The 17,494-nt window shown below is 59.6% G+C and carries 15 protein-coding genes and 1 pseudogene; 15 read left to right on the top strand and 1 reads right to left on the bottom strand.

Translation table 11 applies throughout. The features are described 5' to 3' along the window. Nucleotides 1-216 precede the first annotated feature (216 nt). The 15 genes from nuoG (at nt 217) to FHX09_RS18145 (ending at nt 17,154) form a co-directional block, all read left to right on the top strand. Nucleotides 217-2,298, top strand: coding sequence for an NADH-quinone oxidoreductase subunit NuoG (gene nuoG / locus FHX09_RS18215; protein ID WP_132593988.1), 2,082 nt, complete (start codon nt 217-219; stop codon nt 2,296-2,298). A gap of 11 nt (nt 2,299-2,309) precedes the next feature. Next, entirely contained in the window at nt 2,310-3,353 is a 1,044-nt protein-coding gene (gene nuoH / locus FHX09_RS18210; protein WP_007789669.1) for an NADH-quinone oxidoreductase subunit NuoH, read from the top strand. 40 nt (nt 3,354-3,393) lie between these two features. Continuing rightward, nucleotides 3,394-3,885: an NADH-quinone oxidoreductase subunit NuoI gene (gene nuoI, locus FHX09_RS18205; RefSeq protein ID WP_007789671.1), complete on the top strand. Its 492-nt coding sequence runs from the start codon at nt 3,394-3,396 to the stop codon at nt 3,883-3,885. Between the two features lie 141 nt (nt 3,886-4,026). Continuing rightward, entirely contained in the window at nt 4,027-4,641 is a 615-nt protein-coding gene (locus FHX09_RS18200) for an NADH-quinone oxidoreductase subunit J (RefSeq protein WP_007789673.1), read from the top strand. A gap of 29 nt (nt 4,642-4,670) precedes the next feature. Beyond that, nucleotides 4,671-4,979, top strand: coding sequence for an NADH-quinone oxidoreductase subunit NuoK (gene nuoK, locus FHX09_RS18195; protein WP_007531803.1), 309 nt, complete (start codon nt 4,671-4,673; stop codon nt 4,977-4,979). 6 nt (nt 4,980-4,985) lie between these two features. Continuing rightward, the gene (gene nuoL / locus FHX09_RS18190; protein WP_007789675.1) at nt 4,986-6,986 is read left to right on the top strand and encodes an NADH-quinone oxidoreductase subunit L; all 2,001 of its coding nucleotides are present in this window, start codon (nt 4,986-4,988) and stop codon (nt 6,984-6,986) included. Beyond that, nucleotides 6,986-8,497, top strand: coding sequence for an NADH-quinone oxidoreductase subunit M (locus FHX09_RS18185; RefSeq protein ID WP_007789678.1), 1,512 nt, complete (start codon nt 6,986-6,988; stop codon nt 8,495-8,497). Before nuoL ends, FHX09_RS18185 begins: the two co-directional genes overlap by 1 nt. An 18-nt stretch (nt 8,498-8,515) precedes the next feature. After that, nucleotides 8,516-9,955 (top strand): NADH-quinone oxidoreductase subunit NuoN, encoded by a 1,440-nt coding sequence (gene nuoN / locus FHX09_RS18180; RefSeq protein WP_184450493.1) that lies wholly within the window; start codon nt 8,516-8,518, stop codon nt 9,953-9,955. Next, entirely contained in the window at nt 9,955-10,719 is a 765-nt protein-coding gene (locus FHX09_RS18175) for a biotin--[acetyl-CoA-carboxylase] ligase (RefSeq protein ID WP_007789682.1), read from the top strand. The genes nuoN and FHX09_RS18175 overlap by 1 nt, the downstream gene beginning before the upstream one ends. Before the next feature lie 17 nt (nt 10,720-10,736). Then, the gene (locus tag FHX09_RS18170) at nt 10,737-12,407 is read left to right on the top strand and encodes a ribonuclease J (RefSeq protein ID WP_132593992.1); all 1,671 of its coding nucleotides are present in this window, start codon (nt 10,737-10,739) and stop codon (nt 12,405-12,407) included. A gap of 3 nt (nt 12,408-12,410) precedes the next feature. After that, entirely contained in the window at nt 12,411-12,815 is a 405-nt protein-coding gene (gene mce, locus FHX09_RS18165) for a methylmalonyl-CoA epimerase (protein ID WP_132593994.1), read from the top strand. 133 nt (nt 12,816-12,948) lie between these two features. After that, on the top strand, nt 12,949-13,230 hold the full coding sequence (locus FHX09_RS18160) for a DUF1467 family protein (protein WP_007789695.1): 282 nt from the start codon (nt 12,949-12,951) through the stop codon (nt 13,228-13,230). Nucleotides 13,231-13,806: 576 nt separating this feature from the next. After that, the gene (proS, locus tag FHX09_RS18155; protein WP_132593996.1) at nt 13,807-15,129 is read left to right on the top strand and encodes a proline--tRNA ligase; all 1,323 of its coding nucleotides are present in this window, start codon (nt 13,807-13,809) and stop codon (nt 15,127-15,129) included. Between the two features lie 16 nt (nt 15,130-15,145). Next, entirely contained in the window at nt 15,146-16,456 is a 1,311-nt protein-coding gene (locus FHX09_RS18150) for a lipoprotein-releasing ABC transporter permease subunit (protein ID WP_007789700.1), read from the top strand. A gap of 14 nt (nt 16,457-16,470) precedes the next feature. Next, the gene (locus FHX09_RS18145) at nt 16,471-17,154 is read left to right on the top strand and encodes an ABC transporter ATP-binding protein (RefSeq protein ID WP_007789702.1); all 684 of its coding nucleotides are present in this window, start codon (nt 16,471-16,473) and stop codon (nt 17,152-17,154) included. A gap of 190 nt (nt 17,155-17,344) precedes the next feature. On the opposite strand, the pseudogene FHX09_RS18140 reads toward FHX09_RS18145, so the two are convergent. Next, nucleotides 17,345-17,494, bottom strand: a pseudogene (locus tag FHX09_RS18140) (ISNCY family transposase); the annotation flags it as partial.

The following is a 17,494-nucleotide window of genomic DNA, read 5'->3' as shown; positions in this document are numbered from 1 at the left end:
TTTCGGCCGGAACGGCCGGAGCAAGGTCAAGGCTGAAGAGTGAAGGGCAGGGGCCCGAAACCGCAGAGGCCGAAAGCTGATCCCGGATCTCGGGGTGAGCAGAGAATTTGAGCGACACCGATGCCAACGGGACAAGAATCCGGCCTGGCAGCGAAACTGTTGCAAAGTGGGTTTGTTTGCCGCCATCCGGCAAACGGAAAACAGGACTGAGTGACGATGGCAAAACTGAAGATTGACGGCAACGAGATCGAAGTTCCGGATCATTTCACGCTGCTGCAGGCGTGTGAGGAAGCCGGTGCTGAAGTTCCGCGCTTCTGCTTCCATGAGCGCCTTTCGGTTGCCGGCAACTGCCGCATGTGCCTCGTTGAGGTAAAGGGCGGCCCGCCGAAGCCGCAGGCATCCTGCGCCATGGGCGTGCGCGATATCCGCGGCGGTCCGAACGGCGAGCTTCCGGAGGTCTTCACCAACACGCCGATGGTCAAGAAGGCCCGCGAAGGCGTGATGGAATTCCTGCTGATCAACCATCCGCTGGATTGCCCTATCTGCGACCAGGGCGGCGAATGCGATCTGCAGGACCAGGCGATGGCCTTCGGCATCGACAGCTCGCGCTATCAGGAAGACAAGCGCGCCGTCGAAGACAAATATATCGGACCGCTCGTCAAGACGGTCATGAACCGCTGCATTCACTGCACGCGCTGCGTTCGCTTCACGACCGAGGTGGCCGGCATCTCCGAACTCGGCCTGATCGGCCGCGGCGAGGACGCCGAAATCACCACCTACCTCGAGCAGGCGATGACCTCCGAGCTACAGGGCAACGTCGTTGACCTCTGCCCGGTCGGCGCGCTGACCTCGAAGCCGTTCGCCTTCACGGCGCGTCCGTGGGAGTTGAGCAAGACCGAAACGATCGACGTCATGGACGCGCTCGGTTCCGCCATCCGTGTCGACACGCGCGGCCGCGAAGTCATGCGCGTGATGCCGCGCGTTAACGACCAGATCAATGAAGAGTGGATTTCCGACAAGAGCCGCTTCATCTGGGACGGCCTGAAGACGCAGCGCCTCGACCGCCCATACGTCCGCAAGGATGGCCGATTGCAGGCAGCGACCTGGGGCGAAGCCTTCGGTGCGATCAAGGCTGCCGTGGCCGCGACCAGCGGCGAAAAGGTCGGCGCGATTGCCGGCGACCTCGCATCCGTCGAAGAAATGTACGCTTTGTCGGAGCTGGTGAAGTCACTCGGTTCCGACAATCTCGACTGTCGTCAGGATGGGACGGCACTTGATCCGTCGCTCGGGCGTGCAAGCTACGTCTTCAACCCGACAATCGAGGGCATCGAACAGGCGGACGCGCTGCTGATCATCGGCGCCAACCCACGCTTCGAAGCGGCCGTGCTCAACGCCCGCATCCGCAAGCGCTGGCGTCGCGGCAACTTCCCGATCGGCTTGATCGGCGAAGCCGGCGAACTGCGCTATGACTATGAATATCTCGGCGCTGGCCCGGATACGCTGAAGGATCTCGTCGACGGCAACCATGCCTTCACGAAGGTTCTGACGGATGCCAAGCAGCCGATGATCATTATCGGCCAGGGCGCTCTGTCGCGCACCGATGGCGCTGGCGTTCTCGCAACGGCAGCTAAGCTTGCCGGCACCGTCGGCGCGGTTGTCGAAGGCTGGAACGGATTTGCAGTCCTCCATACTGCTGCGTCGCGTGTCGGCGGCCTCGACCTCGGCTTCGTTCCGGGCGCAAAGGGCGTCAACGCTGCAGAGATGCTGGCGTCCATGGACGTTCTCTTCCTGCTCGGCGCCGACGAGCTTGATTTCGCCGCCAAGAAGGCAAAGCTGACGGTCTACATCGGCTCGCACGGCGACAACGGCGCCCATCATGCCGACGTCATCCTGCCGGCTGCTGCCTATACCGAAAAGTCTGGCACCTGGGTCAACACCGAGGGTCGTGTTCAGATGGGTAATCGCGCAGGCTTCGCGCCGGGCGACGCCCGCGAAGACTGGGCAATCCTGCGTGCGCTTTCCGACGTGCTCGGCAAGAAGCTTCCATTTGATTCGCTTGGCGAATTGCGTGCAAAGCTCTATGCGGCATTCCCGCATTTCGCAGCGCTCGACGAGATCGCTGAAAGCGACAGCGCCAAAATTGCCGCAGTTGCGAAAAAAGCCGGCAAGATGAACAAATCCGGGTTTGCGTCGCCGGTCAAAGACTTCTATTTGACGAACCCGATCGCGCGCGCTTCGGCAGTGATGGCCGAGTGCTCGGCATTGGCCCGCAATAACTTCAAAGTCGCGGCAGAGTAAGGGCAGGGACTATGGAATCGTTTGTTTCAACTTATGTCTTGCCCGGCCTCCTTATGGTCGGTCAGTCGCTTCTTCTTCTGGTTTGCCTGCTCGTCTTTATCGCCTACATCCTATTGGCCGACCGCAAGGTCTGGGCGGCCGTGCAGCTCCGCCGCGGTCCGAACGTGGTGGGCCCGTGGGGCCTTTTCCAGTCCTTCGCCGATCTTTTGAAGTTCGTCTTCAAGGAGCCGGTCATTCCTGCCGGCGCCAACAAGGCGGTCTTCCTGCTGGCGCCGCTCGTCACCGTGCTTCTGGCGCTGTCGACCTGGGCCGTCGTGCCGCTGGCAGATGGCTGGGTCATCGCCAACATCAACGTCGGCATCCTGTACATCTTCGCGATCTCGTCGCTCGAAGTGTACGGCATCATCATGGGCGGCTGGGCTTCGAACTCGAAGTACCCGTTCCTCGGTGCACTGCGTTCCGCCGCGCAGATGGTGTCCTACGAGGTCTCGATCGGCTTCGTTATCGTCACCGTGCTGCTCTGCGTTGGTTCGCTGAATCTGACGGATATCGTCCATGCCCAGCAGGCCGGCCTCGGCACGCGTCTCGGTCTGCCGTCGTCGTTCCTCGACTGGCATTGGCTGGCGCTATTCCCGATGTTCATCATCTTCTTCATTTCGGCGCTTGCCGAAACGAACCGCCCGCCTTTCGACCTTCCGGAAGCAGAATCGGAACTCGTCGCCGGCTTCATGGTCGAATACGGCTCCTCGCTCTACATGATGTTCATGCTCGGCGAATATGCGGCCATCGTATTGATGTGCTCGCTGACGACGATCCTGTTCCTCGGAGGCTGGCTGCCGCCGGTCGACGTGTGGTTCGTGAACTGGGTTCCGGGCGTAATCTGGTTCACGCTTAAGTCGTGCCTGGTGTTCTTTATGTTCGCGATGGTCAAGGCATTCGTGCCGCGCTATCGCTACGACCAGCTGATGCGCCTCGGCTGGAAGGTCTTCCTTCCGCTGTCGCTTGCCATGGTCGTTATCGTTGCATTCGTGCTGAAGCTGACGGGTTGGGCATGATCATGCCGGCCCTCGTTTCAAGCAAAATTGGAGGTTGAAGATGGCAGGCTTGTCCAACGCTGTCAGCTCGCTGTTCCTGAAGGAATTCGTCAGTGCGTTCTGGCTGACCTTCCGGTACATTTTTAAGCAGAAGGCAACAATCAACTACCCGTTCGAAAAGGGGCCGGTCAGCCCGCGCTTCCGCGGCGAACACGCACTGCGTCGCTATCCCAACGGTGAAGAGCGCTGCATCGCCTGCAAGCTCTGCGAGGCGATCTGTCCTGCCCAGGCGATCACCATCGAAGCCGGCCCACGCCGCAACGATGGCACGCGCCGCACGGTTCGTTACGACATCGACATGGTCAAGTGCATCTACTGTGGCTTCTGCCAGGAAGCGTGCCCGGTCGATGCGATCGTCGAAGGTCCGAATTTCGAATTTGCAACGGAAACCCGCGAAGAACTCTACTTCGACAAGGCGCGGCTTCTGGAGAACGGCGACCGTTGGGAGCGCGAAATCGCGCGCAACATCGCGCTGGACGCACCGTACCGTTGATCGAAATTGAAATGCCGGAGTGCCGCCCGTTGCGTGGCTTCCGGTCAACATGCACCGAGGCTTTGCCGGATCCCGTCCCGCGAAGCTTCATCGGGCAGGGAAACTCCCGGCTGCCCGGGGGAAGATGAAAAAGGCACCAACATGGGTCTGCAGGCTCTATTTTTCTATCTTTTCGCCTTTGTCGCGGTAGCGTCGGCGTTCATGGTCATTTGGTCGAAGAATCCGGTACATTCGGTTCTTTTCCTGATCCTGGTTTTCTTCAACGCGGCCGGCCTTTTCCTGCTGCTTGGCGCCGAGTTCCTGGCGATGATCCTGCTCGTCGTTTACGTCGGTGCCGTGGCGGTTCTCTTCCTCTTCGTGGTCATGATGCTCGACATCGACTTCACGGAGCTGCGCGCCGGCGTTCTCGAATACGCGCCGATCGGTGCGATCATCGGGTTGATCCTGGCGGCGGAGCTCATCGTTGTCGTCGGCGGCACGGTCATTTCGCCGGAGATCGCCAAGACGGTCGCGATGCCGATCCCGGCTCTGACCGAGCGCACCAACACCGCCGCACTCGGCGACGTTCTCTATACGAATTACGTCTACTTCTTCCAGATCGCTGGTCTCGTGCTGCTCGTCGCTATGATTGGTGCAATCGTGCTGACGCTGAAGCATCGCACACACATCAAGCGGCAGAACATTGCCAGACAGGTTGCCCGCAATCCGGCGACCGCCGTTGAGGTGGTCAAAGTCAAGCCGGGGCAGGGCGTTTGAGGCAGGCGCGAGCTTAAGGAACAAACACAATGGTCATCGGACTTTCCCATTACCTGACGGTCAGCGCCATCCTCTTCACGCTCGGCGTCTTCGGCATCTTCCTTAACCGGAAGAACATCATCGTCATCCTGATGTCGATCGAGCTCATCCTGCTTGCGGTCAACATCAACATGGTCGCCTTCTCGTCATTCCTCAACGACATCGTCGGCCAGGTTTTTGCACTGTTCATTTTGACCGTTGCTGCTGCTGAAGCGGCCATCGGTCTTGCAATTCTCGTCGTCTTCTACCGCAACCGCGGCTCGATCGGCGTCGAAGACGTCAATATGATGAAGGGCTGAGGGCTCATGTTTTTATATAAAGCTATCGTCTTTCTTCCCCTGATTGGCGCGATCATCGCCGGGCTCTTCGGCCGCGCGATCGGCGCCAAGGCATCGGAATACGTTACCTGCGGTTTGATGATCATCGCCGCCGTTCTCTCGTGGTACGTTTTCATTACGGTCGGCATGGGCCACCACGAAGGTGGTCCGATCAAGGTCGAGGTCCTGCGCTGGATCCAGTCCGGCGGCGTTGACGTTTCCTGGTCGCTGCGCATCGATACGCTGACCTCGGTCATGCTGATCGTCGTCAACACGGTCTCGACGCTGGTACACGTCTATTCGATCGGATACATGCATCATGATCCGCATCGTCCGCGCTTCTTTGCCTACCTCTCGCTCTTTACCTTCGCCATGCTCATGCTGGTGACCGCCGACAACCTGGCCCAGATGTTCTTCGGCTGGGAAGGCGTTGGTCTGGCTTCGTACCTGCTCATCGGCTTCTGGTTCAAGAAGCCGTCGGCAAACGCCGCTGCGATCAAGGCCTTCATTGTCAACCGCGTTGGCGACTTTGGCTTCATCCTTGGTATTTCCAGCCTGTTCGTGCTCTTCGGCGCGATCAATCTCGATACCATCTTCGCCAACGCTGCGAGCTTTGCTCCGGCCGAAGCCGGCGGCGAGGGCGGCGAAATCGTTCTCAACCTCTTCGGTATGCACCTGGACAAGGCACAAGCGCTGACCGGCGCCTGCCTGCTGCTCTTCATGGGCGCAATGGGTAAGTCGGCACAGTTCCTGCTGCATACTTGGCTGCCTGATGCAATGGAAGGCCCGACGCCGGTGTCGGCACTTATCCATGCCGCAACCATGGTTACCGCAGGTGTCTTCCTTGTCGCCCGCATGTCGCCGCTGTTCGAGCTTTCGCCAGATGCGCTTGTGTTCGTAACGACGATCGGTGCCATTACGGCCTTCTTCGCCGCGACTGTCGGCCTCGTGCAGAACGACATCAAGCGCGTCATCGCTTATTCGACCTGCTCGCAACTCGGCTACATGTTCGTCGCGCTCGGCGTTGGCGCTTATGGCGCGGCCATCTTCCACCTCTTTACGCACGCCTTCTTCAAGGCTCTGCTGTTCCTTGGTGCCGGCTCGGTGATCCACGCCGTCGATGGCGAGCAGGACATGCGTTACATGGGCGGTCTGCGCAAGCACATCCCGGTCACTTTCTGGATGATGACGATCGGCACGCTGGCGCTGACCGGCGTCGGCATCCCGTTCACCCCGATCGGCTTTGCGGGCTTCTTCTCCAAGGACGTGATCATCGAGGCGGCTTACGCGTCGCATTCGCCGGTCGCAGGCTTTGCCTTCACGCTTCTGGTCATCGCAGCTCTCTTCACCAGCTTCTATTCCTGGCGTCTGGCGTTCCTGACCTTCTTCGGTCAGCCGCGCGCTTCGCACGAAGTCATGCACCACGTTCATGAATCTCCGCAAGTCATGCTGGTTCCGCTCTACCTACTTGCCGCCGGCGCGGTTCTTGCCGGTGTCCTTTTCGAAGGCCGTTTCTACGGCGAGGAATACGCTGAGTTCTGGAAGGGTGCGCTCTTCACCTCCGAGCACAATGAACTGCTGGAAGAATTCCACCACGTTCCAGCGTGGGTCGGCCTCAGCCCCTTTATCGCCATGCTTGTTGGTTTCGTCACCGCTTGGTACATGTACATCAAGTCGCCGTCGACGCCGCGCGTCCTCGCCAAGCAGCATCGGGTTTTGTACCAGTTCCTCTTGAACAAGTGGTACTTCGACGAACTTTACGACTTCTTGTTCGTACGCTCGGCAAAGGCGCTCGGCCGCTTCTTGTGGCAAAAGGGTGACGTCGGCGTCATCGACACCTACGGCCCGAACGGCATCGCTGCCCGCGTCGTCGATGTCACCAACCGCGTCGTGCGCTTGCAGACTGGTTACCTCTATCACTACGCGTTCGCCATGCTGATCGGCGTTGCGGCGCTTGTTACCTGGATGATGCTCGGGAGTTCCTTCTGATGACCGATTGGCCTATTCTTTCAACGGTCACCTTCCTGCCGCTCGTCGGCGTGGTGCTCCTACTGCTGATGAATGAAAACGGTCCGAGTGGCCGCCGCAACGTCCTCAACATCTCGTTGATTACGACGGTCGCGACGTTCGTCCTTTCGCTCTTCCTCTGGATCGGTTTCGACAATGCGAACCCGGGCTTCCAGATGATCGAGAAGCATGGCTGGCTGGGCACCGGCATCAGCTATCATCTCGGCGTTGACGGGATCTCGATGCTCTTCGTGATCCTGACGACCTTCCTCATGCCTTTCTGCGTGCTGGCGAGCTGGCTGTCGATCGAGAAGCGCCTGAAGGACTACATGATCGCTTTCCTGATCCTGGAAGTGATGATGGTCGGCGTCTTCGTTTCGCTTGATATCGTTCTCTTCTACGTCTTCTTCGAAGCCGGCCTCATTCCGATGTTCCTCATCATCGGTGTCTGGGGCGGCAAGGATCGCGTCTACGCCAGCTACAAGTTCTTCCTCTACACGCTGCTCGGCTCCGTTCTGATGCTGCTCGCCATTATGGCGATGTACTGGCAGGCCGGCACGACCGATATTCAGGCACTGCTCGCCTACCAGTTCCCGCCACAGATGCAGACCTGGCTCTGGCTTGCCTTCTTCGCGTCCTTCGCGGTGAAGATGCCGATGTGGCCGGTTCACACCTGGCTTCCGGACGCGCACGTTCAGGCGCCGACGGCCGGCTCGGTCATCCTGGCCGGCGTGCTCCTGAAGCTAGGCGGCTACGGCCTGATCCGCTTCTCGCTCGGTATGTTCCCGGTTGCCTCCGAGTTCTTCGCACCGCTCGTCTTTGCGCTGTCTGTTATCGCCATCATCTACACCTCGCTGGTGGCCCTGATGCAAGACGATATGAAGAAACTGATCGCATACTCGTCCGTTGCCCACATGGGTTACGTGACGATGGGTATCTTTGCGGCCAACGCGCAGGGTCTGCAGGGCTCGATCTTCCAGATGCTGTCGCACGGCATCGTCTCGGGCGCTCTCTTCCTTTGCGTCGGCGTCATCTACGACCGAACCCATACCCGCGAGATTGCGGCCTATGGCGGTCTGGTCAACAACATGCCGAAATACGCCGTTGCGATGATGGTCTTCACGATGGCAAACGTCGGCTTGCCGGGCACCTCGGGCTTCATCGGCGAATTCCTGACCCTGATTGGCGTCTTCCGCGTCAACACCTGGGTCGCGCTCTTCGCCGCAACGGGCGTTATCCTCTCCGCTGCCTATGCGCTCTGGCTCTATCGCCGGGTCATCTTCGGCGCGCTGGAAAAGGAAAAGCTGAAGGCGCTGCTCGATCTTTCTCGGCGTGAACAGCTGATCCTCTATCCGCTGATTGCACTGACCATCTTCTTCGGCGTCTATCCGGCTCCGGTCTTCGATGTGACCGCTGCATCGGTTGACCAGCTGATCCATAGCTACACGGCCGCAGTCCAGGCAGCGCACGACGTTGCGCTGTCGATGAAATGATGACGGGACTTTTGGGACATGACCTCTGAAACAATTCTCGCAAGCCTGCATCTTTCCATTCCGGAGTTGATCCTCGCGGTCGGCGCCTTGGTGTTGTTGATGGTCGGCGTCTTCTCGGGCTCCGGCCGTATGGTCAGCGTTCTCGCGCTGATCGTGCTGGCGGCGGCCGCTCTCTGGCTGATCTTCGTTCCGAGTGAAGGCGTTGCTTATGGCGGCGTCTTCCTGTCGGACGGCTTTGGTCGCTTCATGAAGATCACGGCGCTGGTCGGCTCGATGGTGGCGCTCTTCATGTCGCTCGGCCTTGCCAGGGAAAACCAGCTCGACAAGTTCGAGTTTCCGGTGCTGCTCGTGCTCTGCACGCTCGGCATTCTGCTGATGATTTCGGCCAACGACCTCATCTCGCTCTACCTCGGCCTCGAACTGCAGTCGCTGGCGATCTACGTCGTTGCTGCGATCAATCGCGACAGCGTCAAGTCCACGGAAGCCGGTCTGAAGTACTTCGTGCTCGGCGCGCTCTCCTCGGGCATGCTGCTTTACGGCATGTCGCTGGTCTATGGCTTCACCGGCCACACGCAGTTCGCTGCGATTGCTCAGGCATTGACCGTTGACGGCGCGCGTTCGCTCGGCCTCATTTTCGGCCTTGTCTTCATCCTTGCCGGTATCGCCTTCAAGATTTCGGCCGTTCCGTTCCATATGTGGACGCCGGACGTTTATGAAGGTGCGCCGACCCCGGTCACGGCTTTCCTTGCAAGCGCCCCGAAGGTTGCTGCGATGGCGATGATGACCCGCATCGTCATTACCGCCTTCCAGCCGGTTCTGGCCGACTGGCAGCAGGTCGTGGTCTTCATTTCGATCGCCTCCATGCTGCTCGGCTCCTTCGCCGCAATCGGTCAGAGGAACATCAAGCGCCTGATGGCCTATTCGTCGATCGGCCACATGGGCTATGCGCTGGTTGGTCTTGCCTCCGGCACGCAGACCGGCGTCTCGGGTGTCATGCTCTACATGGTCATCTACATGGTCATGACACTCGGCAGCTTTGCGATCATCATGTCGATGCGTCGCAAGGACGGCACGGTTGTCGAGGAGGTCAACGATCTGGCCGGCCTGTCGACCACCAATCCGTTCATGGCGACGGTGCTGACCATCCTGATGTTTTCGCTGGCCGGTATTCCTCCACTCGCAGGCTTCTTCGCGAAGTACTTCGTGTTTGTCGCTGCAATTGAGGCAAAGCTCTATGCGCTTGCCATCATCGGCATTCTCGCATCGGTCGTCGGCGCGTACTACTATCTCCGCGTCATCAAGCTAATGTGGTTCGATGAAGCCACCGACGAATTTGCACGCGTGTCCGGTTCGCTGCGCCTGGTCTTCGGTGTCTCCGGTCTCTTCGTTCTCGCCTATGTCCTCATCGGCGGTCCGATCGGCGGCGCAGCCGAGCTTGCTGCTGCGACGCTCTTTTGATGAACTCCGAGGCACGGCGCCGGATATCGCTCGACGATTTCAGGCACGAGGCTCTGTCGGAGACATCGTCCACCAACAGCGAATGCCTTGCCCGTGCGCGGGCAGGGGACCGCGGTCTCCTTTGGATCACGGCGGAAAAGCAGACCGGCGGCCGTGGCCGCCGGGGTCGCCCCTGGGTTTCCGAGCGGGGCAATCTCTATGCCTCGCTTCTCCTTATCGATCCGGCGCCCATGGAGCGTCTGGGCTCGCTGCCGCTGGCGATTGCCGTCGCAGTGCATCAGGCCGTGCGCCAGGTGTTGCCGCACACGGCCGAGCGGCTGGAAGTGAAATGGCCGAACGATATCCTGATCGGGCGAAAGAAGACCTGCGGCATTCTCGTCGAGGCCGAAGCTCTGCCTGACGGGCGCCACGCGCTCGTCATCGGTATCGGCATCAATGTCGCTTTCATGCCCGACAACCCGCTTTACCCCGTGACTTGCCTACGCGAGCAGGGGAGCTCTGCTTCCCCTGAAGAGGTTTTCGCGCATCTCTTCGCGTCGATGGCCGAAGTCCTCGAGGCATGGGATCGTGGCCGTGGAGTGCGCGAAATCACCGAACGCTGGCGCCAAGTCGCCTGCGGTATCGGCGAAAAGATAACTGTGAACCTGCCGGACCGGTCGATTTCCGGCCACTTCGCCGGAATTGATGATAATGGCCTGTTGATGCTGGATACTGGCGCAGGCAGGATGATGACGATTGCTGCCGGCGATGTCTTCTTTGGTTGATTGGAAAAAAGAATAATATGGCGAAGCAGGACGAATTGGTATTTCTGCCGTTGGGCGGCGTTGGCGAGATCGGAATGAATCTCGCCCTTTATGGCTACGGCCCGCCGGACCATCGCCAGTGGATCATGGTCGACTGCGGCGTCACCTTCCCCGGACCTGACCTGCCGGGCGTCGATCTTGTGCTGCCCGACATTCGCTATCTCGCGAGCGAGCGGAAGAGCCTGAAGGCGATCTTCATCACCCACGCCCATGAGGACCATTACGGCGCGCTCGCCGATCTATGGCCGGGCCTCAATGTCCCGGTCTATGCCTCGGCCTTTACCGCCGGGCTGCTCGAGGCGAAGCGAAACTTCGAGAAGTCGGCCATCGGTGAGATTCCGGTGACACTGTTTACGGCGGGCGATACCGTCAATGCCGGCCCCTTCAGTGTCGAGGGCGTCGCGGTCAACCATTCCATTCCCGAGCCGATGTCGCTGGTGATCCGCACACCACTCGGCAATGTAATCCATACCGGTGACTGGAAGATCGACCATGAGCCGTCTCTCGGTCCGCTGACGGACGAGACGCGTTTCCGCCAGCTCGGCGATGAAGGCGTCTTGGCGCTGATGTGCGATTCCACCAACGCCCTGCGCGACGGTGTCTCGCCCTCGGAAAAGGACGTCTCGGAGAGCCTGCGCAAGATCATCGAGAATGCCGAGGGTCGCGTCGCGGTGACGACGTTCTCATCGAATGTCGGCCGTATCCGCACAGTAGCCGAGGCGGCGGAGGCTGAAGGCCGCGAGGTCCTTCTGCTCGGCAGTTCGCTCAAGCGCGTGGTCGACGTTTCCCGCGATATCGGCCTGATGGAAGGCATCAAGCCGTTCATTTCAGAAGACGAGTACGGCTATATTCCACGCGACAAAGTGGTCGTCATACTTACGGGAAGCCAGGGTGAGCCACGCGCGGCCCTTGCCAAACTCTCGCGCGACGAGATGCGCAACGTGGCGCTTGCCTCCGGCGATATCGTCGTATTTTCCTCGCGCGCTATTCCCGGCAACGAGAAGGCGATTCAGGATATCAAGAACGGCCTCATCGAGCAGGGTGTCCATGTGATCACCGACAACGAGGCTCTTGTCCACGTTTCCGGACATCCGCGCCGCAACGAGCTGCAGAAGATGTACGAGCTGACGAGGCCGAAGATCGTCGTGCCGGTGCACGGCGAGGCGACGCACCTGACGGCACACAAGGAACTCGCGGAGCAGTCGGGCATCTCGATCGTGCCGCGCGTGCGCAACGGCGACATTCTTCGTCTGGCGCCAGGACCAGTCGAGGTGATTGACGAGGCGCCGCATGGCCGCATCTACAAGGACGGCGCGCTGATCGGCGATTTTGACGAAATGGGCATCGGCGAGCGTAAGAAGCTCTCCTATGTCGGCCACGTCGCCGTCAACGTCGTGATCGACAGCCGCTACGATATCGTCGGCGATCCGGACCTAGTTGCAATCGGCCTGCCTGTCTACGACGACGAGGGCGACGAGATGGAAGACACGCTCTATGATGCTGCAGTTGGTGCCATCGAAAGCATTCCGCGGGCTCGCCGCAAGGATCTCGACCTGCTGCAGGAGTCGGTTCGCCGTGCTATCCGCGCAGCGGCAAACCAGACCTGGGGGAAGAAACCCGTCGTCACAGTCTTTGTTACGAAGGTCTGACGAATGCTCGGCCGGGTCAACCACGTTGCTATCGCCGTTCCCGACCTTGCGGCCGCATCGGCTGCATATCGGGACACACTCGGCGCAACCGTCTCAGCCCCGCAGGCTCTACCGGAACACGGCGTCACCGTCGTCTTCGTCGAGTTGCCGAATACCAAGATTGAACTCCTGCAGCCGTTGGGAACGGAATCGCCAATTGCGGCTTTCCTGGACAAGAACCCGTCCGGCGGAATGCACCATATCTGCTACGAGGTCGGCGATATCCTCGCCGCCCGCGACCAGCTGACCCAACGCGGGGCAAGAGTGCTCGGCAGCGGCGAGCCGAAGATCGGCGCGCATGGCAAGCCGGTGCTCTTCCTGCATCCGAAGGATTTCTTCGGCACCCTGATCGAGCTCGAGCAGGTCTGAGCAAGCCTGCGGCAGAGTGACCGAAATCCCGCAAAAGTTGGGAAGGGGTCTGAACCGGCTTTGAGTTGACGGGTATTTCGGCCTATAAGCACGGCAACTGCGATAACCGCAGAGAGCCTAGCGGGACAATTCGATGCTGCAGATATTTCTACAGGGCTTCGCCGTCTACTTTATCGTGTGGTGGATCACCCTCTTTGCCGTGCTCCCGATCGGCCTGCGCACGCAGGCAGAGGATAACGACGTCGTTCCCGGCACCGTCCCGAGCGCGCCGACCCGGTTCCGGCCTGTCTTTGTCTTCTCGATGACAACGCTCATTTCTGCCATCATCTATGCGCTTTGGTATATTGCTTCGAATTACTTCGGATGGGGCTTCGACGCCCTGCCGCAGATCGGCCCGTCATTTTCGAACGTCTAAGGGCGTTTGCCCAGTTTTTGGGCGGATGCAGATTGCGGCTGTCATACTACGTGTCATGAAGTTGCGGCATGGAGGTGCCGTTACGTGATACGGGCATTGCGTAACGGCAGGCGAGCTATTCCAGAATTTTCTTGAGCAGCGAAAAGCCAAAAAAAAACAAGGCTGAAAGCCTTGTTTTAAGTATCGCGTGATCCTTATCCGTTGCCGGGGCTGCGACAAGCGCGCCTAAGATCTGATCCTCCCAAGACTTGACCGCGAAATCGACAGGGATTTGAGCTCCCTGCCTGTTTTGTGGGCTAAAACTAGCTCAAAGATTGGGCTTTGTCATTAGGTTTTTTTGCATTTTTGCTACACTCCAGCAAATTTTTTCTGTTGATAAGAATTTCGTACAAACCATTATAATTCCGCCTTTTTCTTACTTTGTCTGCTTCGCAAGTGCGAACATGCTTTAACGGAAGGCCGCTTGAGCCCGTCGCGGGTTTCTTTCCTTTCGCGAAGCAGTTATGAACGCTGCCAATATCTGTAATCGCCTTCGATTCCGCGACCTGCGGTGTCTCAACAGCTCTGGAATTCGCCATGCGCCTGTCTCGCTATTTCATGCCCATCCTCAAGGAAAATCCCAAGGAAGCGGAGATCGTCTCTCACCGGCTGATGCTGCGCGCGGGCATGATCCGGCAGCAGTCGCAGGGCATCTATTCCTGGTTGCCGCTCGGCAAGCGCGTCCTGGACAAGGTCAACAACATCATCCGCGAGGAGCAGAACCGCGCCGGCGCGATCGAGTTGTCGATGCCGACGCTGCAGTCTGCTGAGCTATGGCAGGAAAGCGGGCGCTACGACGCCTACGGCAAGGAAATGCTGCGCATCAAGGATCGCCAGGATCGGCCGATGCTGTATGGCCCGACGAACGAGGAAATGGTCACGGATATCTTCCGGTCCTACGTGAAGTCCTACAAGAGCCTGCCGCTCAACCTGTATCACATCCAGTTGAAGTTCCGCGACGAGATCCGTCCGCGCTTCGGCACCATGCGCTCGCGCGAATTCATGATGAAGGACGCTTATTCCTTCGATCTGACGCGCGAAGATGCAGAGCACTCCTACAACAAGATGTTCACCGCCTATCTGCGCACCTTCGACCGCCTCGGCTTACGCGCTATTCCGATGCGCGCCGATACCGGCCCGATTGGCGGCAATCTCAGCCATGAGTTCATCATCCTGGCCGACACCGGCGAGTCCGAAGTGTTCTGCCACAAGGACTTCGTGAACTTTGATATCCCGGCCGAAGATACCGACTTCGAGAGCGTCGAGGGCCTGAAGGCTGTCTTCGACAAGTGGACATCGCTTTATGCAGCCACATCGGAGATGCATGACGAAGCTGCGTTCAATGCGGTTCCCGAAGGCGACCGCCTCTCCGCCCGCGGCATCGAAGTGGGCCACATCTTCTACTTCGGCACCAAGTATTCGGAGCCGATGGGCGCGAAAGTGCAGGGTCCGGATGGCAAGGAACATACTGTCCACATGGGTTCCTACGGGATTGGACCGACGCGCCTTGTTCCCGCCATCATCGAAGCATCGCATGATGAGAACGGAATCATCTGGCCGGCGTCCGTGGCGCCGTTCGATGCGGTCGTAATCAACATGAAGGCCGGTGATGCGGCGTGCGATGCGGCCTGCGAGAAGATCTATGCGGTGCTGTCGAACGCCGGTAAGGATGTCCTCTATGACGATACAGACGATCGCGCCGGGACGAAATTTGCGACCGCCGACCTGATCGGGGTTCCGCTGCAGATCATCGCCGGCCCGCGGGCGGTTGCGAGCGGCGAAGTAGAAGTGAAGGACCGCAAGACGGGCGCCCGTGAAACGATGACCATCGACGCGGCGATCAACAAGCTCTTGGGCTGAGCAGGCGGGAGACAAAATGGCAGATGCAGCGGTGAGCCAGCAGCAGGGTTCCAAATCCGGCTCGGCGCCGGCCAGCCGGCCATTTTCCGCCTTCGAACGGCTTGTGGCGTGGCGCTATCTGCGTGCCCGCCGCAAGGAGGCGTTCATTTCGGTGATCGCCGGCTTTTCTTTCATCGGCATCATGCTCGGTGTCGCCACGCTCATCATCGTCATGGCTGTGATGAACGGATTTCGTACGGAGCTGATCTCCCGCATTCTCGGCATCAACGGGCACATGATCGTTCAGCCCGTCGATACGCCGTTCAACGACTATCCGGCGTTGACCGACAGACTTGCTGCCGTGCCGGGTATAAAATTGGCGCTCCCGCTGGTGGAGGGGCAGACACTGGCGTCGGGGCAGGGCGGAGCCGGGACGGGCGCGCTGGTCCGTGGTATCCGGCCTGAAGACCTGGACAAGGTGAAGACTGTCTCCGGCAACATCAAGTCCGGCGACCTTGTTGGTTTCGCCGCAGGACAAGGCGTACTGATAGGCTCGCGTATGGCCGAGCAGCTCGGCCTCCAGGCTGGAGACAGCATCACGTTGATATCACCGGAGGGTGACATCACGCCGATGGGCGTCAACCCGCGGGTCAAATCCTATAAGGTCTCGGGCATTTTCGAGATCGGCATGTCGGAATACGACGCCACGATCATCTACATGCCGCTCGAGGAAGCACAGCTCTATTTCAATGCCGAGGGGCTGGTTCAATCCATTGAACTCTTCGTCGACAATCCCGACGACATCGACAATATGCGGCCGAAGGTGGAAGCCGCGGCCGGCCGCCAGATTGCGATCACCGACTGGCGCCAACGCAACCAGACCTTCTTTTCGGCCTTGCAGGTCGAGCGCAATGTCATGTTCATGATCCTGACGCTCATCGTTCTCGTTGCTGCGCTGAATATCATTTCCGGCCTCATCATGCTGGTGAAGGACAAGGGCAGCGATATCGCCATCCTGCGCACGATGGGCGCAAGCTCCGGCGCGATCATGCGCATCTTCTTCATGACGGGCGCGGCAATCGGTGTCGTCGGCACGTTGGCCGGCGTTCTGCTCGGCGTCATTGTCTGTATCAATATCGAGAAAATCCGCGAGTTCTTCTCCTGGGTTTCCGGCACGGTGCTGTTTGATCCGCAGCTCTATTTCCTCAGCCAACTGCCGGCAGAAATGAGCCTCAGAGAGACGCTCTCTGTTGTGATTATGGCGCTGACACTGTCCTTCCTCGCCACCATCTTCCCGGCATGGCGAGCCTCCAAGCTCGATCCCGTGCAGGCCCTGCGCTACGAATAAGGAATGCCCTGTTCATGAAACGGAATACCGTTCTCAAGCTTTCCGGTGTCGAGCGCCACTATGGCCAGGGCGAGACGCTGCTCTCGATCCTCAAAGGTGCGGATTTTACGTTGAAAAGCGGCGAAATCGTCGCCCTCGTCGCACCGTCAGGCACGGGAAAATCGACACTGCTGCATGTTGCCGGCCTGCTTGAGCATCCCGACGGCGGCGAGGTGACGATTAATGGCCATGCCTGCGACGGCTTGTCGGACGACAAGCGCACCATGATCCGCCGCAACGAAATCGGCTTCGTCTACCAGTTCCATCATCTACTGCCGGAATTCTCCGCGATCGAGAACATCATGATGCCGCAGATGATCGCTGGCCTGCCGCGCAAGGAAGCGAAGGAGCGGGCCGGCCAGCTGCTCGACTACATGCGGATCGGCCATCGCGGTACCCATCGCCCCGGGGAGCTTTCCGGTGGCGAGCAGCAGCGCGTCGCGATTGCCCGCGCCGTCGCCAATGCGCCGAGTCTGCTGCTGGCGGACGAACCGACGGGAAATCTTGATCCGGAAACCGCGAGCTATGTTTTCGATGCCTTGGAAGCGCTGGTGCGCCAATCGGGCTTGGCAGCGCTGATTGCGACCCACAACCACGAACTCGCCGCCCGTATGGATCGTCGTGTGACGATCGTCGACGGCAAGGTGGTGGATTTCTAGCTAGTGCCCGTCCATAAACGGCTGGTTTTCTAGTGCTTGCAGCGCGTTTGGGTTCCGCTTGGTGGCCGCTTTGAAGCCATGCGGTGTGGCTTATGGGTGCTAATTGCGGCGGCCAGGATTTCTGGTGGAAATGCGCGCATTGGCAACTGCCGGCGTTCCGCCGGTCCGGTTTTGGCTGGCGACATGGGAGTCAGTTCGGTCTGAGGCGGGCGAAGAGGGCGAGATTGTAAGCGACCACCGAGGACCAGACATAAGTCTTGAAGTGGTCGAGCCCACGCCAGGTGCAGCGGGCCAGACCATAGGCACGCTTCAGGCAGGAGATGCCGGCCTCGATGCCGGC

The organism is Rhizobium sp. BK538 (assembly GCF_014197575.1).
Taxonomy (GTDB): domain Bacteria; phylum Pseudomonadota; class Alphaproteobacteria; order Rhizobiales; family Rhizobiaceae; genus Rhizobium.
Note: the sequence above shows the minus strand (reverse complement) of the source record. Positions and strands in the feature narration are given on the sequence as shown.

What these genes read in the sequence shown, in the direction of transcription:
- FHX09_RS18175 (WP_007789682.1), top strand. Translation starts at nt 9,955, where the DNA reads ATGAACTCCGAGGCACGGCGCCGGATATCGCTCGACGATTTCAGGCAC.
- nuoL (WP_007789675.1), top strand. Translation starts at nt 4,986, where the DNA reads ATGTTTTTATATAAAGCTATCGTCTTTCTTCCCCTGATTGGCGCGATC.
- FHX09_RS18160 (WP_007789695.1), top strand. Translation starts at nt 12,949, where the DNA reads ATGCTGCAGATATTTCTACAGGGCTTCGCCGTCTACTTTATCGTGTGG.
- nuoH (WP_007789669.1), top strand. Translation starts at nt 2,310, where the DNA reads ATGGAATCGTTTGTTTCAACTTATGTCTTGCCCGGCCTCCTTATGGTC.
- FHX09_RS18150 (WP_007789700.1), top strand. Translation starts at nt 15,146, where the DNA reads ATGGCAGATGCAGCGGTGAGCCAGCAGCAGGGTTCCAAATCCGGCTCG.
- nuoI (WP_007789671.1), top strand. Translation starts at nt 3,394, where the DNA reads ATGGCAGGCTTGTCCAACGCTGTCAGCTCGCTGTTCCTGAAGGAATTC.
- proS (WP_132593996.1), top strand. Translation starts at nt 13,807, where the DNA reads ATGCGCCTGTCTCGCTATTTCATGCCCATCCTCAAGGAAAATCCCAAG.
- nuoN (WP_184450493.1), top strand. Translation starts at nt 8,516, where the DNA reads ATGACCTCTGAAACAATTCTCGCAAGCCTGCATCTTTCCATTCCGGAG.
- FHX09_RS18170 (WP_132593992.1), top strand. Translation starts at nt 10,737, where the DNA reads ATGGCGAAGCAGGACGAATTGGTATTTCTGCCGTTGGGCGGCGTTGGC.
- mce (WP_132593994.1), top strand. Translation starts at nt 12,411, where the DNA reads ATGCTCGGCCGGGTCAACCACGTTGCTATCGCCGTTCCCGACCTTGCG.
- FHX09_RS18200 (WP_007789673.1), top strand. Translation starts at nt 4,027, where the DNA reads ATGGGTCTGCAGGCTCTATTTTTCTATCTTTTCGCCTTTGTCGCGGTA.
- FHX09_RS18185 (WP_007789678.1), top strand. Translation starts at nt 6,986, where the DNA reads ATGACCGATTGGCCTATTCTTTCAACGGTCACCTTCCTGCCGCTCGTC.
- nuoK (WP_007531803.1), top strand. Translation starts at nt 4,671, where the DNA reads ATGGTCATCGGACTTTCCCATTACCTGACGGTCAGCGCCATCCTCTTC.
- FHX09_RS18145 (WP_007789702.1), top strand. Translation starts at nt 16,471, where the DNA reads ATGAAACGGAATACCGTTCTCAAGCTTTCCGGTGTCGAGCGCCACTAT.
- nuoG (WP_132593988.1), top strand. Translation starts at nt 217, where the DNA reads ATGGCAAAACTGAAGATTGACGGCAACGAGATCGAAGTTCCGGATCAT.